We start from the raw sequence: 20,749 nt of genomic DNA, 5'->3' as shown, positions 1-20,749 counted from the left end.
TCTGGTTTCTTGAATTTTTGTTTCCGTATTAGCTGCTTGCGTTTCGTTTCTTATCCATTTGATTTTTTCATAAACGCTATATGGTCTATTTTGCTGTTAACCAGTGTAATTAACTGTTCTGCCATATAGCTCGCCGAATATTTGAAATTGACTTCAGCCCAGTGCATAATGACACCTACTGTAGCAGACATTTGGTAACTCAACATAATTTCATAATCCACGGGAGCAGCATCAGCTTCTATCTCAATACGCATATCCTCACGCATGGATTCCCGTAAACGGTCGAACAGTTCAACAGTCATTTTCCCTCGTTCCACAGCGGATAAGGCCAAAAACTCAGCTTTATGCCCCTCAATATATTCGAACAATTGCAAAATGGAAGGGAAAACCTCTGTTGCCTCAATACGATCCAATCCCTCATAAGGGTCTATTAGCGCTTCACCTATGCCCTGTAGAAATTCATCATGTATTTCCTTAAGCAAAGCCTCTTTACTCTCAAAATGCTTATAAAAAGTCCCTCGATTGTAATCCGCTCGATTAGTCACGTCCAATATCGTAACTGAATCATAACTATTTTCCAATATTAGTTCAATGAATGCAGATTTCAGAGCTTGGCGTGTTCTTCTGGTTCTTCTGTCTTCATGCTCTTCCTGTATCAAAAAAACTACCCCCAGCTATGATCTTTTTATCGTTCATTTATAATTCCTACTTTAAAAGTAACAAAAGATCAGCCAATGTTCAAGATTTAGACATAAGTAAACACAGAGATCAGTTCTGTTGGTTAGGCGACATTGATTAAAATTCTGATTATTGAACAGATTAACTAATGGGGTGTACTCTAGTAATAGAGATAGGTTATCCCATCTCCTAAGACTATAATATATAGCCAATTCATAACAAAGGATGCGAATATACAATGAGTGAATCATATGTAAAAACTGCTGTAATTACTGGAGCTGCAGGAGGAATCGGTAAGGAGCTTGCCCGTCGATTGTCTGATCGTAAACTGAATCTTGTACTTGTCGATCTGAATGAAGAAGCGATAAAAAATGTTATCCAAGATTTAGGCTTAAATGAATCTAACTCTTTAGCTGTAGCTGCGGATGTCTCTAATGAAGAAGACGTTCAGAATTATGTTAATAAAGCGGTAGAAAAATTTGGTGCCATTGATTATTTTGCAAACAATGCCGGAATTGAAGGTCCAGCAGGTCAAATCGAAGAGCTTAACGTCAAAGCACTTGATCTTGTATACAACGTCAATGTACGTGGTGTATTTCTTGGACTACACTATGTAATTCCTGTGATGAAAAAACAAAACTCAGGTGCTATTCTGAACACTTCTTCTCTGGCAGGACTCATGGGCGCACCAGGCATGGCCCCTTACATTATGTCTAAGCATGCTGTAATTGGTCTGACTCGCGTAGCTGCAAATGAGCTTGCACCACTTGGCATTCGTGTTAATGCGGTACTGCCAGGAACGATCAATACACAAATGATGCGTAAAATTGAGAATAATTTCGGAAGTGCAGAAGAATACAAGGCAGCTAACGAAGCTGCAACACCAATGGGTCGCTACGGTGAACCGCAAGAAGTTGCCGCTGTGATGAACTTCCTTCTGTCGGATGAGGCTTCATTCGTAACGGGTTCTCTATATACAGTCGACGGTGGTATGATAGGTCAATAATGCAAGCTGATTTCGGTCATTATGGATACTCCAAATAAAGGATTGGGCCTGTGCGTTAAGCATTGGGTTCAATTCTTTTTTATTTAGGATACCCGGATCGGATTTAATAATAAGCAATCTGTTGAATTATCTTATAGAATATACAAAGGGGAATTATTCTTTTAAGTATTGCTCAGTTATTTAGATAAATTGTTGGCGAGGAGTGTTCATATGCTTGAATTATCTCAACAGGATTTTATTGAAGTGAAACCGTTACTTACAGGTGCTCTTATTCATCCTGAAATTCTCTCCATCATCGAGGGAAATAATCCGGGCTGGATTTTTGTAGATCAACTTGTAACACCGAAAAGCGCGTTGGTATGGAGTAAGGGGATGCAAGGATTTTATATTATAGGCGATCACACCAATGAGATATTTATCAAAAGCTTAGATAGTTATGTATCCAGTCATATTGCACCGAGGATGAAAAAGCTTGGGCTGGAGTATTTTGAAGTCTCAGGTCAACACGATGAATGGAATCTGGCATTGATGTTTCCTTCTAGGAAGCTATATCCTTTTGAACAAATGGTGTTCAAGTTATTCCACAAGCCCGCTGAGTCCCTTAATAATGGGATTAGAACTATAAATCTTAAAATACAGGATTGGGAGAACTTAGATTTAAAGCACATGGAATTTGTACATGAGAATATTGATTTATTCTGGTCATCGAAAAAAGGCTTTAAGGCAACAGGCTATGGATATGCTGCTATTGAGGGAGCTGAGATCATTGGTGTATGTTATTCTAGTTTCGTTACTGTGGATACTCATGCTATCGGAATTGAAACCCTCTCCAAGTATCAGAATAGAGGAGTGGGGACCCATTTAGCGGCTTTAGTAGCGGGAGATATACTTGCAAATGGTTTTACACCTTATTGGGACTGTTCATTAGATAATGAAGCTTCCCAAAAGCTAGCTCTTCGTTTAGGATTTCAGCAAATTCATCAATATAAGTGTAGCGCTTTTTCAATATGACGGTTTCGCAAATTATTAGGTTAGGATGAACATATATGAAAATATTGCTCGTAGAGGACGATAGAACCATTGCGTCAGGACTTGAATATTCCTTGCAGCAGGATCATTTTGAAACTATTTTATGTTATGATGCAACCTCTGCTAGGAGGGTGTTGGCGGAGCAGATATCTGAAGTAACACTTTGCATTTTTGATCTCTCTCTACCGGATGGCAGCGGATATGATCTGTGTAAGATCGTGAAGGAACGGAGCGATATTCCGGTCATCTTTTTAACTGCGATTGATGATGAGGTCAATGTAGTGATGGGACTTGATATGGGAGCAGACGATTACATAACTAAGCCATTTCGGATTCGTGAGCTGTTATCACGCATTAAATCGGTGTTAAGGAGATATAACAAGCAGGCTCAGACCCCGTCTAATTTTGAACTAGAGAATGTACGGATTAATACGCTAGAAGGAAAAGTGTATAAGAACGGCAATGAAGTTCTGCTAACAGCATTAGAATATCGTCTGCTTCTGATATTTGCTAATCATGTGGGACAAGTCCTTTCCAGAAATCAATTGTTAGAGCGGATTTGGGATGTCGCCGGAGAATTTGTAAATGATAATACATTGTCTGTGTATATTAAACGCTTACGGGAAAAGTTAGAGGATAACCCGCAAGAGCCCACCTTAATCAAAACAGTACGCGGTTTAGGGTATAAGGTTGGTGATTAGATGTTACGAAACAGAGAATTTAGATGGTTATTACTAACGATGTCTACGATCAGCCTTCTGGCGATTATAGTAACGGCATTTATTTCATCAGCAGCGATGGGGATCACGGCGGTAACTTCAGTTCTGCTTATAGGTTGTTGTTTATTATTTACCCGCTGGAGATACCGCGAAATTGAGAAGCTTTCAGGGTATCTACGTCAAATTAGCAGCGGTAATTATTCGCTCGATGTTCGTGATAATCAGGAAGGCGAGCTTAGTATTCTGAAAAATGATATTTATAAGGTGACGTTGATGTTATCGGAGCAGCGTTTGCTTTTGCAAGAGGATAAAATAAAGCTTACCAATGCGATCTCCGACATCTCCCATCAGCTCAAAACACCACTTACCTCCATGACCGTGATGGCAGATTTATTAAGTGATCCTGATCTGGACGTTGAGAAAAGAATAGAATTTACGCGGAAAATCAGCCTTCAGCTCGATCGGATTGGCTGGCTGGTTTCTTCATTATTAAAGTTCTCTAAGATCGATGCCGGAACCATTCAATTTAAAAAAGATTCAATAAAAGTAAAGAAGCTTGTTCAGAAATCTATGGAGCCCATACTGATTTCAATGGATATTAAGGAGCAACGGATCCTAATCGAAGGTGAAGACGCTACCTCATTCATAGGCGATTACAATTGGACAACTGAGGCGATGATTAATATTCTGAAAAACTGTGTAGAGCATACACCTGCTGGGGGAGAGATTACGATTTCTTTTGCAGAAAACACGCTGTTCACGGAAATTGTCATTACTGATAATGGCAAAGGAATTCCTAAGGCAGAGATCCCCTATATTTTCAAACGATTCTACAAGGGTACAAATGCAAACGAAGACAGCGTTGGAATTGGACTTGCCTTGGCGCAAAGTATTATCACTGAACAAAACGGCACGATTGATGTGGTGAGTGAAGTAGGAAAGGGTACACAATTTCGGATCAAATTTTACAAGCAAGTGATTTAACACTTATGGCTTAGTGACTAGAATGTCACTTAAGAGTCACTGAAGAGTCATTGTAGACAGATATACTGATCTCATCAACAAATGGGGGTCTAACAATGGATATTTTAAAGATTGAACATCTGTCTAAAACATATGGTAAAGGCGAGACCGCAGTAAAGGCTCTGGATGACGTATCTTTTTCAATTAAAAAAGGTGAATTCGTAGCGATTATTGGACCATCCGGCTCAGGAAAATCAACTATTCTGCATTTATTAGGTGGGGTGGATAGACCGACAAGTGGTAAAGTATTTGTAGATAACACGGATATTTATGATTTGAATGAAACACAGCTGGCGATCTTTAGACGCAGACAAATTGGTCTTATTTATCAGTTCTATAATCTCATACCGGTGCTGACGGTTGAAGAGAATATCACACTTCCGTTGCTGCTCGATCAGCATAAAGTGGATAAGAAGCAATTTGCAGATACCGTGAAGGCGTTAAATTTGGAAAATCGTTTAAACCATCTGCCGAATCAGCTATCAGGCGGACAGCAGCAGCGGGTATCCATAGGCAGAGCATTAATTAGTAACCCTGCAATTATGCTGGCAGATGAGCCAACTGGTAATCTAGACAGCAAGAATAGCAGTGAAATTATTGAATTATTAAAAATGTTTAATAAAACGTATAATCAAACACTTATTGTGATTACTCACGATGAACGTATTGCCTTGCAAGCAGATCGGGTCATTACTATTGAAGATGGAAGGATCGCTAAAGATGAGGTGATTCGTCCGTGAATATCGTAAACAAATTAACTATAAGACATTTGAAACAGAATAAGCGAAGAACATTGGTTACTATCATTGGAGTCATCATTTCAGTAGCTATGGTAACGGCTGTGGCGACGTTAGGTTTTTCTTTTATGGAATTAATGAAAAAGCAAAGTATCTCAACAAATGGAGAATGGCATGTCCAATATAGAAATGTTACTAAAGCTCAGCTCAAAGCGATAGAAACAGATGATGCGACAAAAGCCCTAGTGATCTCTAACGATCGTGGCTACGCCCCTTTAGAGGGTGGGAAAAATGAGAATAAACCCTATTGGTATATCAAGGAATATAATGCAGCTGGTTTTAAACAATTTCCGATTGAACTGCTGGAAGGTAGACTCCCGAAGACAAACCACGAAGTAGTCATTTCTGAGGAGATTGCAAAGAATGCAAAAGTCTCTTACAAGATTGGTGAAACTTTAACGCTTGATGTGGGTGAACGTGTCACTAGCGATGATGAAAATAGTGGCCAACCCCTATCTCAGAATGAACGATTACGGACTGAAGAGGATACCCTGCTTGAAAAGATTATTCATAAAAAATCAATGAACTATACGATTGTGGGAGTGATAAAACGTCCTACTTGGGAACCAACATGGTCTCCGGGTTATACTGCCATAAGTTATGTGGATGAAAGCATGATTGGAGCAGCTGAAAAAACCACAGCGACGGTTGTATTAAAAAAGGTGGACAGCTCCATATACAAGCATGCAGAGGAATTGGCAAAAGAAAATAAGATCGAGTCGATCTCTTATAATAATAGTCTGCTCCGCTATTATGGTGTGACGAATAACGATGGCTTACGTAACACACTTCTTTCATTGTCAGTAATTATTATGGTTGTGATTATCATTGGTTCCGTTTCTTTAATCTATAATGCTTTTGCGATCTCTGTCTCGGAGCGTGCACGTCATTTAGGGATGCTCTCCAGTGTAGGGGCTACAAAGTGGCAAAAGCAGAATTCAGTGTTTTTTGAAGGAATGATTATCGGTTTAATTAGTATTCCAATTGGGATCATTTGCGGTATAGCAGGCATCGGGATCACTTTTATGTTTATCAATTCGATGATTCAAGATGTATTAGGGATAACTGAGAGATTAACGCTGATTGTTACACCTCTGTCTCTACTAACCGCTTGTTTAGTTTCAATACTGACAATTTTTATATCCACCTATCTTCCAGCCAGAAAGGCTTCAAAGATCTCGGCAATTGATGCGATCAGACAAACAACCGATGTTAAGCTCTCAGGTAAAGCGGTGAAAACATCCAAGTTCGTGCGCAGATTGTTTGGTATTGAAGCAGAAATTGGTTTGAAGAATTTAAAGAGAAATAAACGCAGGTACCAAGCAACCGTGTTCTCACTTGTCATTAGTATTGTTTTATTTTTATCTGTATCAGCGTTCACTTCTAATATGAGAAGATCGGTAGAACTCTCACAGGATGGTTTGAACTATGATATCCAAGTATATATGGGGACTGAGGACGCTCAAAAAGTGGACCGGTTGACGAACTCGATATCCAAATTACCTAATATAACGGAATATAATGTGACTAGGGAACTCAGTGTGAGTTCATGGATTGATGAGAAAAATATGGCAAAAGAATTGCAAGAGATTGTGCAGGCGGATAAGAGTGTTCTAAAGAACGGGAAATATCCTTACTATATTCAGATCTATGCACTAAATGAACAGAGTTTGAAAACCTATGCAGAAACGGTCGGTATAAATTATGAACAACTAACGAAGCTTGATCAGATGACTGCTATTGTGAATGATACGGTTACCTTTGAGGATGAGAAAGCTAAAAAAATTGTTGAGACCAAAGCTTTTCACTCTGAAGTCGGCCAAAAGCTTGAGCTTATTTATACGGATTGGGATACCAAAAAAGAGACGGATTTATCACCAGTAAAAATTGTCGCTCTAACTGATAAACGTCCAATGGGAGTACATTCAGCAATGGTTGGTGGAATAAACATCATCGTCTCTGAACAAGTCTTCGATAAACTAACAAATGATGCGATGAGCAAAGATATTCAAAGCCGGCTTAACTTGAACAGCACAAACCCATTAGCAACACAACAAGCCATAGAGGAAATGAAAGAGCGGAATATCTATGTTCAAAATGTGTATCAAAATAGACAAAATAGTGAGCAGATGATCATGTTAATGTCTATTTTCACCTATGGTTTTATTGCTTTGATTACTTTAATATCAATTGCGAATATTTTTAATACGATATCAACCAGCATATCTCTTCGTAAAAGAGAGTTTGCGATGCTGAAGTCTGTGGGCATGACGCCAAATGGTTTTAATAAAATGATTAATTACGAAAGTGTTTTTTATGGAATAAAGTCATTACTATATGGGCTTCCGATTAGTATAGTTATTATGTACTTGATCTATAGATCAATGATGAGCAGCTTCTCTTATGGATTCACACTTCCGTGGATGAGTATCTTGTGTGTCATATTGGCAGTGTTTATCATCGTTGGTGCAGCCATGTTATATTCAAGCTCAAAAGTGAAAAAAGAGAACATTATCGATGCATTGAAACAGGAAAATATATAACTCTTAGCCCATCATTGCCGCGTTTAACGCGGCTTTTTTGTGTCATATCTGACACGTTGGTATGTAAATTCTTATAAATTCCTATGATATAATGTACACAATTGAATTGAACAGATTATAACCACGAGGTAGGTGTCAACGAATTGAGAACAGTTGTCGTGATTGGCGGGGGAATTACTGGATTGTCTACCGCTTACTATTTACAGAAATCTATAGAGCATAACAAGCTAGATGTAAAAATCGTTTTGGTTGAAGCCAGCGATAGACTGGGCGGTAAAATCAGGACACTAAAACAAGAAGACTTCATTATGGAGTCTGGGGCAGATTCTATTGTCACCCGTAAAACGAATGTTGCACCTCTGATTGAAGAGTTGGGTATACAAAATGAGGTTGTATATAACGCGACAGGAATATCCTTTATTTATACAGAAGGTAAACTGAAGCAAATTCCTAAAGATGCAGTCTTTGGCATTCCGCTCAGTATGGAGTCGCTTGCTACAACAGAACTGATCTCAGCTGAAGGAAAGGTTGAAGCACTCAAAGATTTCTACACTCCCAATAATAAGTTTACGAAAAACGATTCCGTGGGTGATTTTCTAGAAGCTTTTTTTGGAAAAGAACTTGTCGAGAAGCAAATTTCACCGGTTCTTTCAGGTGTATATTCCGGGAAGCTAAGCGAACTTACAATTGCCTCAACGCTGCCTTATTTGATTGATTATAAGAATGAATACGGCAGTATTATTCAAGGCTTATCCGCAAATAAAGCCAAATTTCAAGGGAATGGTGATAAGAAGTTCATGTCATTCAAGGGAGGTGTATCTGCCTTGATCGACTCTATGGAAGAACATCTTTCTAATTCGGAGATCATCAAAGGGATTCGTGCCGAGAGAATTGAGAAACGTGGAGAGCAGTACCGGGTAACTTTGGCAGATGGACGAATCATAGACTCCGATGTTGTCGTACTTGGAACGATGCATTCTACAGCACAAGCGCTACTTCAAGACGAAGAACTAAATGAAGATTTCAATCAGTTATATAATAGTTCAATGATTAGTGTATATTTAGGATTTAATATCCCTGATAGTCAGTTGCCTGCGAATGGCACAGGGTTCATCACTGCCAACAGCGATGATGTCCTATGTAATGCGTGTACGTGGACAAGTCGCAAGTGGGAGCATACGTCAGGACAACAGCGTCTGCTTGTTAGACTCTTTTATAAGAGCTCAAACCCTCATTATGATTCGTTGATCAAGCTATCTGAAGAGGAACTATTGAAGGTGGCTTTGAAAGATATACAGACCAGTCTCGGGATAACAGGACAGCCAGCTACCTATGATGTGACCAAATGGCATGATGTAATGCCAAATTACCATAAACTTCATCATCAAATTGTAGTATCCTTAGAGAAGAAGATGACAGATAGGTATCCTAATGTTATCCTTGCCGGATGCTCTTATTATGGAGTTGGTATTCCGGATTGTATTGCGAATGGAGAAAAGACAGCTGAGCGTATTTTGGAACAAGTAACTACACAATAAAAAGGAGGGTGTACAATCGTGAGAAGATTAGCGATCAGCTCTATGCAAAGTCTAGACTTATAAACAACGGCGGTTGTTTGTATAGAGCGAAAAATTGAGTTTACCGCTAGTGCAGTGTGCATGGGTTGTTTACAGAATAGACTTTGCTACCTTCAAACTCATTAAAAAGTTTAAGGAGCAGAGCGATTATGAAATATGTAAATGCAGATACGATTTTCCCAAAAGAATTATTAGAGGAAATTCAGAAATATATCAACGGTGGTATGGTTTATATCCCTAAGCCAGAAGAATCACATGTAAAATGGGGCGAAAAATCAGGGGGCAGAAAATACTTAAGATCTAGAAATATCGAAATCTGTCTAAGATTTGCTGTTGGTGCAACGGTTGACCAGCTTTCAGATGAATATTGCCTTTCTAGAGATAGTATCAAGAAAATTGTTTATTCAAAAAAATAGCTTATCATCCAAAAAAACCACGTTAGAGGAAACTCTGACGTGGTTTTTGGAATTTGATTATAATTTAATCTTAAATACCATATTTTTTCCGATATTTATTGATCCCATCTACAAACTGTCCTTCATACTTCACGCCTTCATCCATCTTTTTATTTGCGGCATTAATAGCTGTACTAGAAACCTTTGTTTTGTATAGTGCTTCTTTCATCATTGTCATTGCTTCTAATTGCAACTTAATCGCTTTTAAATAGATTTCATGTAACGCCTGCAATTCTGTATTGGGTGCTTTGATCTTTTTCGCCTCTATTACCAACTTAGTGTAATTAGGAATGATCACATTATTAAACGCTGTATAGCGTTGTTTTCTATTGTTACCTGTATCTATTCTGTTCTTTACATATGCCTCAGAGGCAATTTCGTCAAATTTAAAAATCGCTGCTATTTGATTAGAATAGATTGTGAAATCTATTACTTCTTGTGGCGTTTTCATCTTTTCTTCATAATCTGCCTCAGATAGAACGGTAATAGGGAATCTTTCTTCAGACCAACCAGGAATGTTGAAGACTACTTCTGCAGAACCTTCTTGAACTCCTGTAATAATATAATCTGAGTAACCATCCAATTCAATGGTAAGTATAGATTCATCAGAAACTTCAGGTGTCAATTTTGCATATGTAAGACTGGTCATTTCGGCTAGTAAGCGAACTTTTATTTTTGTGGTTCCACCCACGGGAATAACATCACTAGACAAAGTAATACTCGCTTCGTTGAGCAATTTCTTATCAGCAGCAAACACAGTGGATGGCATTAATAGAGCAATAACCATAGTGCATAGTATCAAATATCGACCAAACCTTTTCATTTTCAATCATCCTTATCTATTGATTTTGTATTTACTGGTAGCAATCCCGTATTCCATAAACTTACTATTCCTCCCTGAGTTTTACTATAAAGTGTTTTTTCTCAAATACCAACTACTTTTTGTGCTTTAAATCTCTATACATCGATTGGGAATGGATTACTGAATTAAATGTAGTCAAATATAAAGATAGATAGGGCGACAACCTGTATTTTTTGATACAAGTTGTCGCCCTATCCATTAAATATGTAATGCTATACGATTTGTTTATTCATATTCAAAGAGGCTTCAAATGCATCAATTATATACAGGAATCGTTCTGCTTCTCGGAATACATGATCCGCAAGCAATGGATGGATGATGCTCTTTATTCGACATTCCTCAATAAGATCTCGTGCCGTTTTCTTAAAGTCACGGAGAGATTTAACTGAGACTTTATTCTCGTCAAGTTGCTGACTGAGCAGGGGTTTGGTTTGGGATTGAGGACGCATGGAGCTAAGATCAATAGCTTGATACAGCAAAACATCAAAGTCATGGCTGAAATTTCTTGCTTGTTCAACAAGTTGACGTTCAGAAGGGTCCAATAAATGACCAATGAATTTAGCATGGTCTGCCATTATACGTAGGAAGAATACATTTTCATTAATAATTGCGTCTGGTAAAGGATCTAACCTACCCTGATTCAGTTCTTCCAGTCGATTTCGAAAATAGTTGGCTTCCCTACTGACATGATCCACTAATAAGGGGAAGTTCGTTCCGCCTGGAAGCTTACATTGTAGAATTAGACCTAGTATTTTTCTTTTGAACGCCCAGATATGTGAAGCTGCACTATGAACTTCCTCATTAAACTTCCGTATTACTGCTGGATCAGAATCCACAGTAAATCCGAGTGATCTATTCTCTATGGCTTCGAATGTGGCATAGAAATGGTTTGCTTCATTAATTAGTTGCGTGTCTTCACAACGAAACCCTAATTTAAGAAAAAAAGAGTGTTCTTTCATGATTCGTGACCAGAATCGTATTTCATCTAGAGATCTCGAAACAAAAGGATCCGGCATATCTGAGCACACCTCCCATTTTTATACAATTATAATATGCTAGAGGTTTGTACTATATCCGCAGAAGTTAAGGCGAGTCGAGTATATAGAAGTACAGGTACGCTTAACTTAATTATCAAATATAAATGGTGACATTATATAAAAATTAATTCTAATCGAATATGGCATATAACTAGAGCGAGGTCGTAATTATACTGAGAAAAGAAGTAATTATGGAGAAGAAATTGTGGGGGATGATGGAGATTAAGTTTGTTCCTGAACCGTTGAAGATAAAAAGTTATTCTGCCATAATATTTTAACGGAAAGTACTTACAGAGTATACAAAAGATAATGATACAGAATGTTATTTGAGTGATCTCCATTAATATATTCAAAAATTCGATAGAAGGTAGGAAGGTAACGATATGAATATCACAATCACCTTAACTGATAGTGCCTCGAAGTTTATTATTAACAACCTCTACCCACTATACTTACACGATCTATCAGAAATATGGGGGACGATTCCTAATCAATACGGGGTATTCGAGGAGGACGAGACACAGACACTGAAGGAACAGAATAAAGTCTTCGACATTTGGTGGGAGAAAGCTGGCGTTTTGTATCCTTATTTAATAAAAGAAAATGATATTCCAGTAGGATTTGCATTAGTTGCTACACCGCCTTACACACCGTCTGCTTGTGAATTCTATTTGAATGAATTTTTTATTCTACGGCCCTTCCGTGGCAAGGGAATTGCTGAATATGCAGCTAAGGAAGTCTTTAAGCTTCATTTGGGTAACTGGGAGTTGCAAACAAATCCCACGGGCACAAATGGGAGAGCACAGCATTTTTGGAGGAAAACTTTAAAAGAATACACTGGTGATAGTTATTTAGAGGAATGCGGGAAGTCATATGATGATGAATTAAAGATGATTTTTACATTTAGTAACCAATCAAAATTATCGAATCCATAAAAGGGGATTATTTCGAAGTTATGTTTAAGAATTCATTCCTAAAAGCGAAAGCTTATAAGTACAGTTCTTTGCAATATTTGGATGTTGAAGAGCTGGAACTACAGGCGCCTGAGGATATTCTTATTGATGAACCTGGTGTGTTTATATTATGTAAATCGGTTGATGAGGGTCATAATATTCATTGGGCTGCCGAGTCTACAGAATTATTTAGGACTGCACTAATAGATCTGACCAGTAAGTTTATTCAATTACCTGTGGGTGGAACTCATAGAATGTATATCGAATTTATACATCCAGATCTCATGCCAGTTATGGTGTCTTTGGGGTTCAAGATAGTTAGTCAGTTTATTGATTTCTGGAATGAGGATATCTCAAAGAAGATCACCGATCAAGCAGAATCACCATTCATAAGAAACATTGAGCCTAAAGACTATTTACAGGTTAGTATGATCACCAAAGCATGTATAAATCTTTCAAGAGGTTTCTATGGTGAAGAGTTGGATTTCATACAAACATGGAATGAATCGGATCATTCTTGTATTCTTGTAGCAGAATTGAATAAAAGCATTGTTGGAGTATGTTTATTGAACATCTACGGATTTGAAAATGAAAAGGGACCTGTGTTATGGCTTAGAGAATTAGCTGTAGATCCGAAATATCATAACCAAGGTATCGGACATAAGTTAGCTGTTGAAGGTATACGCTGGGGGAATAACAACGGCGCTAAGCGGAGTTTTCTAGCAGCAGATAAAGAAAATCGAAATGCGATCAGAATCTATAATAAATTGGGGTATAACCATAAGGACGAAGTAGGGCAGATTAATATGGCTTTAGTGCTTGGAATTGAAGAGCCGATCTAACTATCATAGTTAGATCGGCTTTTGTTGATCTTAGCTATTTGATGCGTTTAACTTGCAAATATATGCTTACCAATTTTTAAGTTTTGCGGACGTGACCAGATCCATGCACTTGTTGCTGTATCCGGATTGAAATAATAGATTGAATGGTTTGTGGGGTCCCAACCCCGAACAGCATCAAGAGCAGCTAAATAAGCTGTCTGATTTGGTGTAAGCCAATACTGACCGTCAGATACGGCTGTGAAAGCTCCTTTTTGGAATACAACTTCTTTAATATTATTTGGAAATTGACTTGATTGTATACGATTCATGACTACTGCACCCACTGCAACTTGTCCAACATAAGGCTCACCGCGAGACTCACTGTAGATAACTTTAGCCAAAATATCCATTTCATTAATATTAAGCGTGTGTTTTTTTAAAATATTCCAAGTTTTTGTCCCCGAAATTCCATCAGCGCTTATTCCATAGGCCTTTTGAAATCTAGCAACCGCTGCTTTCGTTTGTGATCCGTATACCCCATCTAAGGGCTCAGTGTAGAAATCAAGGGTTTTTAATCTATATTGTAGATCCCATACATCTCCTGAAGAACTTCCTATGGTTAATACCGGAGCTGCATTAGCAGAACCGATCATAGTAGCCATGCTCACCAGACCCCAAAGAAGCAACAAAGTGAATATTTTAGTCTTCATTATAGTAGCCTCCTTTCAGAAAACATTATAAATATAGTTTAATCATTGAGACAACACTCATTTAATGGAAAATAAATTACTGTTTTACAAACTGTGAATCCTTAGTTCCGTTTGTGATTTTCTGAAATGGGTAAAATAATACTTATAGGCAGATAAAATTTCGGAGGTCTTTTATATGAAAAAGCAATTATTTCTACTAGTCGTCGCAGCTGCTTTCAGCTTAAGTGCTTGTAGTAATGACAATAGCTATGGCAATCAAATGTCTTCTAACGATACACAAATGGAACATAACTCACATTCAAGTTCAGGTGAAGTTCCAAAAGATCTGCGGGTAGCGGAGAATCCTACTTACAAAGTAAGAAGTGAAGCTGTGATCCAAACTGACCATATGGAAGGGATGAAGGGAGCCATTGCGACAATTGTGGGAGCTTATGAGACGACAGCATATAATGTTTCCTATAGACCTACTACAGGAGGTCAGCCGGTCACAAATCATAAGTGGATTATTCATGAAGAAATAAAAGAAGCAGATGATATATCCTATCAACCAGGCTCAGAGGTTATTATGGAATCTGATCATATGGAGGATATGAAGGGTGCAACGGCTCAGATTAACTCAGCAGAAAAAACCACTGTCTATATGATTAATTACAAACCTACTACGGGTGGAGATGAAGTGAAAAATCATAAGTGGGTAACAGAAGATGAGCTTTCACCTGTAAAATAATAGATCAACACAAAAACTGCAACTTACTCAGTTACGCATGAGTAAGTTGCAGTTTTTGTTGTTTTATAGTCAGCTTCAAAGTAATTTGCGGTTAGGCTTTATCCACTGCAAGTTTTGAAGATTTCATGTTTGACGGGTCCTGTTCAGCTTCTTCAGGAACTGGCATTTGGTTAGAAGTACGAAGTGGAAGCTCCTTCAGGAAGAAGACAAGAACGAAAGCTACAACAAGCACAATGGTCCCGGTTAAGAACACGGATGACAATGTCTGTCCTAAAGCGTCACGGATACCCTCAATCATTTGTAAGAAGACAGGCTGTACATCGGTTGGCAGACTAGCTTGAGTCTGTTCAAGCAATGGTTTGTTCATTAATGCCTGTGGATTAGCGAAGGAGAGCATTTGCTCAGCAAGTTTTGGATCTATCTGTGTGAAATCCGGTGCTGATGACGATTGCAGAGCTTCCTTCAAGTTTTTGGTAAGACTATTTGACATAACGGTACCCATGACTGCGATACCGATCGTACCGCCTAAATTACGGAATAATTGTGAGGAGGCCGTTACTACACCCAGTTCTGTGTGTGAAACCGCATTTTGAGTAGCTAGTGAGAATACTGGCATTCCCAATCCTAACCCAAGACCAAACACAATCATACTTAGGACAGCCATCGGTACATTATTCATAAATACCATAATTGTCATACCAGCAATCATAATGGGTATTCCAATTAATGCGTAACGTTTATACTTCCCTTTTTTCGCCATCTTTTGTCCGGTAAGGGCACTGGCTACAACCATAACGATCGACATTGGCATAGTAACATACCCTGCATATGTCGCGGAGATCCCCAGAACACCTTGTACGAAGAAGGAAAGATAGATCATAGCTCCCATCATACCGAAGTTCATAATAAAACCAATAATATTAGATATGGTAACTACGCTATTCTTAAATAGATGAAGCGGAAGAATTGGATTTTTAGCTTTGGATTCGACCAAAATAAAGAGAAGTGCCGAAACGACCGTTCCCGCCAACAGGCCGAGAATTTGCGAAGAACCCCAATCATATTCTGTACCTGCCCAGGTGAAGGCAAGCAGTAGAGGCACGATGGTAGTTGTCATTAGCAAGGAACCTAAATAGTCGATGCTGGTTGACTCCCCGCGTTTGCCTTTAGGAAATAAGGTAAGAATCATCACGAAGGCTACTACACCAAGCGGTAGGAAGATCCAGAACAGCCAATGCCAATCCATATTGTCAATCAAAAAGCCTCCAAGCGTTGGTCCAAGCACACTGGAGAAGCCGAATACTGCCATCATCAACCCCATCCATTTACCACGTTCACGCGGAGGGAATAAGTCACCTACGGCAGTAAATGCGGTGGATTGAATAATACCTGCACCTACCCCTTGAATCCCACGGTAAATGATAAATTGATAAACATCGGAAGATGTACCTGTCAGAAAAGCCCCAACCATAAATAAGAGAATACCTGCTAATAGAAAGGGTTTACGTCCGAACATATCAGATAACTTACCGACAAGAACGGTTGCTATTGTTGATGTTAATAAGTAAATGTTAATAGTCCAAGTATAGTAATCCATGCCATCAAGAATTGCGATTATACGCGGCATAGCAGTACTTGTAATTGTCTGATTAATCGCTGCGAACAGCATTGCAGCCATTATTGCTATCATAATACTAAGTTTTCGTTTGCTGGATAAATGTTCCATTTGATTGTTTCCCCGCCACTTTTTAAATTTTATCTCTTGTCTAAATCAGAAATTATTACTGCGAAAATTCTTCTTAAATGCTCAATATCTTCATCGGGCAGTATCTTAAAGTAAGATTCCATAAGTTCTTGATGGCGTTCCTGCACCTCTTTAATCGTTGCTTCTCCTTTCTGCGTAATGGTGATGTGTACAACCCTTCGATCATCTTTGGCGCGTTCCTTATTTACGTAATCTTCAGCGATTAATTGGTCTGTTACGCCTGTAATTGCTGCTGAGGTAATACCCAGAGCAGCAGCAATCTGTGATACGTTTTGTGGACCGTTCTTAGATAAAGTCCTGAGGGTTTTGAACTGTGTAATATTTAAGGGGTAGTCTTGTTTGTTCCAATCTTGGGAGATTCCTTTTAAAAAGGATTTGAACATAGTAGAAATCTGAAGAAAATCTTCATTATTAGCCAAATCACGCCTCCTAAAGTTATGAAATAGGGCGGAATAAGTAATTCCATTAAATATTAGATAACAACTAAATGATTAACTACTTAATTATTAAAGCGTGAAACAATATATCATCCTTTTTTATATCTCGTCAAGAAAAGGTTTGTTTTTTTTGAATGAAATAGAGTGTTGTTGTTGAAGTTCGTTCCTGAGCTAATGAATTATTTGTTATACTGTGTATAGTTATCTTTATTATTATTTCATTAAAAAGGAGCATTTATTTGAATCTAGCAACTCCTGTAACACCTATTCAACTTATGCAAGTACTTCTAAACGTTTCTGTGATTCGCCCTGTTTTTATCTGGGGGGCGCCTGGTATTGGGAAATCTTCGCTAGTAGAAGCTTTTGCTGATCAGGTGGGTCTTCCTTGTGTGTCACTATTAGGTTCTCAATTGGCACCTGAAGACATCATTGGAGTCCCGCAAATCGTTAACGGTAAGAGCCAATTCTGTCCTCCAAAAATGATTGCTCGGGATGAACCATATTGTTTGTTCCTGGACGAGCTTAATGCCTGTTCTCAAGAGGTGCAAAAAGCTTTTTATAGTCTCATCCACGAACGCCGCATAGGCGATTATCACCTACCTGAGGGCTCTATAGTAATAGGAGCTGGTAACCGTGCACAAGATAGTGCAATTGTTAAACCTATGTCCTCCGCGCTTATCAATCGGATGTTCCATATACAGTTAAATGTTTCGTTTCAGAATTGGATCTCTTGGGCATATGAGCATAGCATTCATCCCATGGTTATTGAATATCTGGAATTGCGTCCCGATCATTTGTGGAGTGCACCTCCAAAGACTGAAGAGCCTTTCTCCACGCCACGCTCTTGGCATATGCTTAGTGATGCACTACATGAGTTTGGCGATGATATAAATGTGGATACCGTGGGGATTTTAGCGAATGGTTCACTGACACCTTCTCACGCCACACAATTCAGGGCTTTTTATAAAAATCTAACTGGTAAATATGAACTTAATCAAATTATAGATGGTAAATCCTCATTTCCAACGGCTCCAGAAGATCGGGATCTCCTGTATTTCCTGGCGCAATCCTTGCGTGCCCAGATTATCAAAGAACTCCCTCCGATTAAAGATAACGTACGAGATGGACATCGCCAATTTGCACACACGGTTAAAAAGCTGATTAAAGACCTGTCCGTCATTAGCTTTGAAATTGCACAGCTAGTAGTTGCTAAGCAGGAGCAAAGTGATAATATTCCAGATTGGTTAATGGTTGAAATTGTACGTGATTTACCACGTCTTGCAATAAAAGAGCGGGGGTAAATATGGCTAAAAAAACAACTCCAGATAATCCCGCTTTGAAAAATTTTAATGAAGCATGTTCGTTAATCGCGGATCATCCTATTTTTGCGCCGTTATCTGTTCGAGCTTCGATTATCCATAATGAAAATAGTCCCTATCCAGAAGACGGCTGGGCAATTGTCACTAATAACGGTTATATTTACACTCATCCTAAACGGCGTGGCGAGGTTGCTGAATGGATGTACGTTTTGGCACATTGTTTTCTTCATTTAGGTCTTGGACATTTAAAGATTAAAGAGAATCAAGTGGCGTGGAACGTTGCATGTGATGTGTACATAGCAAAGTTTTTAAATGACTTGAAGTTTGGGAAAGTACCCGCAGATATGGAGTCGCGAATTGATCTTACAATTAAAGATGAACAACAGCTTTACGAGCAATTTATGATAAAAGGAATTCCGGACAACTCCAGATATTTTGGGACTGCGGGTGTTTCAAAGCCGGACATGAATGTTCGAGAAACCACCAAAAGATACTGGGGAAAAGCGCCGGATTGGGAAGCCTATTTTGCTTATGGGTTATCTAATGCTGTGACGAATGCAGTAAGTGTTGCTGGAGGACATGCTAATACTATTAGTGACCCTGCACTTTCTTTAACAGCTCCACAACGGGCAAAACGATGGTTTATGGACAGATATCCTTTATTAGGAGCGCTTGCCGCCGGCTTTGAGATTATAGAAGATCCAGCGATATGTCGGCGATTAGATATTTCCATAGCTGCCATTGACGTTATTGATCGCAAAATATTCATGAACCCTGCAGCTGGACTAAACGATGAGGAGTGTATTTTCGTGATGGCGCATGAGCTTCTGCATGCAGGGCTTCAGCATCACGAGCGGTGTCTTGGCCGGGATCATTATCTTTGGAATGTGGCTTGTGACTACGTTATAAATTTATGGCTAGTGGAAATGAGTGTAGGGGAGTATCCGCGAATTGGACTCTTATTAGATCCTGAGCTTAAAGGTTTATCTGCTGAAACGATTTATGATCGTATGGTCGGAGATATCCGCACTTATAAGAAACTGGCAACCTTGAGAGGGAATGGACTCGGTGACATTTTAGATAACGGTTCATCAAGTTTTTGGGATGCGAGAGAAGGACAAACGTTAGATGATTTCTGTAAAAATGCTATGCAACAGGGACTTATGTATCATGAAGAGCAAAGTCGCGGTCTTTTGCCATCAGGCCTAGTTGAAGAGATTAGAGCGCTGGGCCAGCCACCTATTAAATGGGATGTAGAGCTTGCTCGGTGGTTTGATCATTATTTTTCACCGCTTGAGAAGACCAGATCTTATTCACGAATTAGCAGACGTCAATCTTCTACGCCTGATATCCCTCGACCACAGTGGGTTCATAGCGGTGCTGCAGATGATGGCCGTACTTTTGGCGTTATTTTAGATACCTCAGGCTCAATGGATAAAAAACTTCTGGCCAAAGCATTAGGGGCCATTTCAAGTTATGCGCAGGCTCGTGATGTTCCTTTTGCACGGATTATCTTTTGTGATGCTTGTCCTTATGATGCAGGTTACATGCCCCCCGAGGCTATCGCGGATCGGGTACAAGTGAAGGGAAGAGGGGGAACGATCTTACAACCAGCTATTGATTTGATTCAACAAGCTGAGGATTTCCCGAAAAAAGGACCGCTTCTAATTATTACAGATGGTTATTGTGACAAGCTGATCCTTAAAAGAGACCATGCTTATATTTTGCCCAAGGGTAATGACTTGCCTTTCTCACCCAAAGGACCTGTATTCAGAATTAATTAGGGCTTAGAATAAATTTAGAGCGAGGTAACAATGGATATGAATCCCCCCAAACATATTCTTTCAGCAGCTACAGTTATATTCAATGATCAAGAAGAAATCTTATTAATAAAAGGTCCACGTAGAGGCTGGGAGATGCCAGGCGGACAGGTTGAAGAGGAGGAGTCCCTTATAGAAGCAGCAATCAGGGAAGCCAAAGAAGAATCGGGCATTGATATAGAGATTAATAAGATCTGCGGAGTTTTTCAAAATGTTAATCGATCTATTTGTACTAACCTATTTCTAGGGAAAGCCATCGGCGGCGAACCTGCTACTAGTTCCGAGAGCTTAGAAGTTGGTTTTTTCTCGATAGAACAAGCATTGGAAATGGTCACATGGAAAAACCTCAGACTGCGGCTAGAGTATTGTCTAAATGATGAGGTACAGCCTTTTTACGTAGAGTTACGGGGTACAGAAGTTGAAGAAATTATATTTAAATTAGAAAACCAGCAAACTTTTTAGAGGTCCTCC

The 20,749-nt window shown here is 39.0% G+C and carries 20 protein-coding genes; 14 read left to right on the top strand and 6 right to left on the bottom strand.

From position 1 onward, the window contains the following. Positions 1–50: 50 nt before the first annotated feature. Positions 51–659, bottom strand: a complete 609-nt coding sequence (locus MKY63_RS26770) for a TetR/AcrR family transcriptional regulator (protein WP_339810468.1) — start codon at positions 657–659, stop codon at positions 51–53. Between the two features lie 257 nt (positions 660–916). Between MKY63_RS26770 and MKY63_RS26765 the strand changes: the two genes are divergently transcribed. From MKY63_RS26765 to MKY63_RS26730, 8 genes are all read left to right on the top strand, one after another. Further along, positions 917–1,684 carry an SDR family NAD(P)-dependent oxidoreductase gene (locus tag MKY63_RS26765; protein ID WP_036678050.1) on the top strand — a complete coding sequence of 256 codons (768 nt, stop codon included), beginning with the start codon at positions 917–919 and terminating at the stop codon, positions 1,682–1,684. 210 nt (positions 1,685–1,894) lie between these two features. Next, positions 1,895–2,695, top strand: a complete 801-nt coding sequence (locus MKY63_RS26760) for a GNAT family N-acetyltransferase (RefSeq protein ID WP_339810465.1) — start codon at positions 1,895–1,897, stop codon at positions 2,693–2,695. A gap of 35 nt (positions 2,696–2,730) precedes the next feature. Beyond that, positions 2,731–3,414: a response regulator transcription factor gene (locus tag MKY63_RS26755; RefSeq protein ID WP_036678046.1), complete on the top strand. Its 684-nt coding sequence runs from the start codon at positions 2,731–2,733 to the stop codon at positions 3,412–3,414. Further along, complete coding sequence (locus tag MKY63_RS26750; protein WP_339810463.1) at positions 3,415–4,416, top strand: HAMP domain-containing sensor histidine kinase; 1,002 nt, start codon at positions 3,415–3,417, stop codon at positions 4,414–4,416. It begins immediately after the preceding gene. A 95-nt stretch (positions 4,417–4,511) separates the two neighbouring features. Then, the gene (locus tag MKY63_RS26745; protein WP_076125806.1) at positions 4,512–5,195 is read left to right on the top strand and encodes an ABC transporter ATP-binding protein; all 684 of its coding nucleotides are present in this window, start codon (positions 4,512–4,514) and stop codon (positions 5,193–5,195) included. Further along, positions 5,192–7,795, top strand: coding sequence for an FtsX-like permease family protein (locus MKY63_RS26740; protein ID WP_339810461.1), 2,604 nt, complete (start codon positions 5,192–5,194; stop codon positions 7,793–7,795). The genes MKY63_RS26745 and MKY63_RS26740 overlap by 4 nt, the downstream gene beginning before the upstream one ends. Positions 7,796–7,938: 143 nt before the next feature. Then, entirely contained in the window at positions 7,939–9,333 is a 1,395-nt protein-coding gene (locus MKY63_RS26735) for a protoporphyrinogen oxidase (RefSeq protein ID WP_339810459.1), read from the top strand. Positions 9,334–9,521: 188 nt separating this feature from the next. Further along, on the top strand, positions 9,522–9,788 hold the full coding sequence (locus MKY63_RS26730; protein ID WP_036678034.1) for a CD3324 family protein: 267 nt from the start codon (positions 9,522–9,524) through the stop codon (positions 9,786–9,788). A gap of 70 nt (positions 9,789–9,858) precedes the next feature. Here the strand turns inward: MKY63_RS26730 and MKY63_RS26725 are convergent, their stop codons facing one another. Together MKY63_RS26725 and MKY63_RS26720 are read right to left on the bottom strand one after the other, a co-directional pair. Further along, positions 9,859–10,650 carry a hypothetical protein gene (locus MKY63_RS26725; RefSeq protein ID WP_036678031.1) on the bottom strand — a complete coding sequence of 264 codons (792 nt, stop codon included), beginning with the start codon at positions 10,648–10,650 and terminating at the stop codon, positions 9,859–9,861. 251 nt (positions 10,651–10,901) lie between these two features. Beyond that, positions 10,902–11,705, bottom strand: a complete 804-nt coding sequence (locus MKY63_RS26720; RefSeq protein WP_036678028.1) for a DUF2935 domain-containing protein — start codon at positions 11,703–11,705, stop codon at positions 10,902–10,904. A gap of 404 nt (positions 11,706–12,109) precedes the next feature. Here MKY63_RS26720 and MKY63_RS26715 point away from each other — a divergent pair, with 404 nt between their 5' ends. Both MKY63_RS26715 and MKY63_RS26710 read left to right on the top strand, forming a co-directional pair. Next, entirely contained in the window at positions 12,110–12,661 is a 552-nt protein-coding gene (locus MKY63_RS26715) for a GNAT family N-acetyltransferase (RefSeq protein ID WP_036678025.1), read from the top strand. Positions 12,662–12,681: 20 nt separating this feature from the next. Then, complete coding sequence (locus MKY63_RS26710) at positions 12,682–13,521, top strand: GNAT family N-acetyltransferase (RefSeq protein WP_036678022.1); 840 nt, start codon at positions 12,682–12,684, stop codon at positions 13,519–13,521. Between the two features lie 47 nt (positions 13,522–13,568). Here MKY63_RS26710 and sleB read toward each other — a convergent pair whose 3' ends face one another. Beyond that, on the bottom strand, positions 13,569–14,162 hold the full coding sequence (sleB, locus tag MKY63_RS26705; RefSeq protein WP_235219404.1) for a spore cortex-lytic enzyme: 594 nt from the start codon (positions 14,160–14,162) through the stop codon (positions 13,569–13,571). Positions 14,163–14,385: 223 nt separating this feature from the next. Between sleB and MKY63_RS26700 the strand changes: the two genes are divergently transcribed. Then, a complete protein-coding gene (locus MKY63_RS26700) occupies positions 14,386–14,937 on the top strand; it encodes a YdhK family protein (RefSeq protein WP_036678016.1) in 552 nt (183 codons plus the stop codon). A gap of 91 nt (positions 14,938–15,028) precedes the next feature. Here the strand turns inward: MKY63_RS26700 and MKY63_RS26695 are convergent, their stop codons facing one another. After that, the gene (locus tag MKY63_RS26695; RefSeq protein WP_036678013.1) at positions 15,029–16,663 is read right to left on the bottom strand and encodes an MDR family MFS transporter; all 1,635 of its coding nucleotides are present in this window, start codon (positions 16,661–16,663) and stop codon (positions 15,029–15,031) included. 29 nt (positions 16,664–16,692) lie between these two features. Next, entirely contained in the window at positions 16,693–17,121 is a 429-nt protein-coding gene (locus tag MKY63_RS26690; RefSeq protein ID WP_036678010.1) for a MarR family transcriptional regulator, read from the bottom strand. 257 nt (positions 17,122–17,378) lie between these two features. Between MKY63_RS26690 and MKY63_RS26685 the strand changes: the two genes are divergently transcribed. The 3 genes from MKY63_RS26685 to MKY63_RS26675 are packed head-to-tail and all read left to right on the top strand — an operon-like array spanning position 17,379 to position 20,740. Next, positions 17,379–18,440, top strand: a complete 1,062-nt coding sequence (locus tag MKY63_RS26685) for a MoxR family ATPase (protein ID WP_036678009.1) — start codon at positions 17,379–17,381, stop codon at positions 18,438–18,440. A gap of 2 nt (positions 18,441–18,442) precedes the next feature. Next, on the top strand, positions 18,443–20,242 hold the full coding sequence (locus MKY63_RS26680) for a peptidase (RefSeq protein WP_036678006.1): 1,800 nt from the start codon (positions 18,443–18,445) through the stop codon (positions 20,240–20,242). 36 nt (positions 20,243–20,278) lie between these two features. Beyond that, the gene (locus MKY63_RS26675; RefSeq protein ID WP_051491017.1) at positions 20,279–20,740 is read left to right on the top strand and encodes an NUDIX hydrolase; all 462 of its coding nucleotides are present in this window, start codon (positions 20,279–20,281) and stop codon (positions 20,738–20,740) included. Positions 20,741–20,749 lie beyond the last annotated feature (9 nt).

Source organism: Paenibacillus sp. FSL R7-0189, from assembly GCF_037969925.1.
In the GTDB taxonomy this organism is placed as follows: Bacteria; Bacillota; Bacilli; order Paenibacillales; family Paenibacillaceae; genus Paenibacillus_AQ; species Paenibacillus_AQ odorifer.
The sequence above is the reverse complement of the archived record's forward strand: the minus strand, read 5'-3'. Positions and strand labels throughout refer to the sequence as shown.

Bases quoted from the DNA above. Each gene is read 5' to 3' on its own strand.
- MKY63_RS26720 (WP_036678028.1), bottom strand. From the start codon at position 11,705: ATGCCGGATCCTTTTGTTTCGAGATCTCTAGATGAAATACGATTCTGG.
- MKY63_RS26710 (WP_036678022.1), top strand. From the start codon at position 12,682: ATGTTTAAGAATTCATTCCTAAAAGCGAAAGCTTATAAGTACAGTTCT.
- MKY63_RS26680 (WP_036678006.1), top strand. From the start codon at position 18,443: ATGGCTAAAAAAACAACTCCAGATAATCCCGCTTTGAAAAATTTTAAT.
- MKY63_RS26725 (WP_036678031.1), bottom strand. From the start codon at position 10,650: ATGAAAAGGTTTGGTCGATATTTGATACTATGCACTATGGTTATTGCT.
- MKY63_RS26715 (WP_036678025.1), top strand. From the start codon at position 12,110: ATGAATATCACAATCACCTTAACTGATAGTGCCTCGAAGTTTATTATT.
- sleB (WP_235219404.1), bottom strand. From the start codon at position 14,162: ATGGCTACTATGATCGGTTCTGCTAATGCAGCTCCGGTATTAACCATA.
- MKY63_RS26700 (WP_036678016.1), top strand. From the start codon at position 14,386: ATGAAAAAGCAATTATTTCTACTAGTCGTCGCAGCTGCTTTCAGCTTA.
- MKY63_RS26730 (WP_036678034.1), top strand. From the start codon at position 9,522: ATGAAATATGTAAATGCAGATACGATTTTCCCAAAAGAATTATTAGAG.
- MKY63_RS26760 (WP_339810465.1), top strand. From the start codon at position 1,895: ATGCTTGAATTATCTCAACAGGATTTTATTGAAGTGAAACCGTTACTT.
- MKY63_RS26755 (WP_036678046.1), top strand. From the start codon at position 2,731: ATGAAAATATTGCTCGTAGAGGACGATAGAACCATTGCGTCAGGACTT.
- MKY63_RS26745 (WP_076125806.1), top strand. From the start codon at position 4,512: ATGGATATTTTAAAGATTGAACATCTGTCTAAAACATATGGTAAAGGC.
- MKY63_RS26765 (WP_036678050.1), top strand. From the start codon at position 917: ATGAGTGAATCATATGTAAAAACTGCTGTAATTACTGGAGCTGCAGGA.
- MKY63_RS26750 (WP_339810463.1), top strand. From the start codon at position 3,415: ATGTTACGAAACAGAGAATTTAGATGGTTATTACTAACGATGTCTACG.
- MKY63_RS26695 (WP_036678013.1), bottom strand. From the start codon at position 16,663: ATGGAACATTTATCCAGCAAACGAAAACTTAGTATTATGATAGCAATA.
- MKY63_RS26675 (WP_051491017.1), top strand. From the start codon at position 20,279: ATGAATCCCCCCAAACATATTCTTTCAGCAGCTACAGTTATATTCAAT.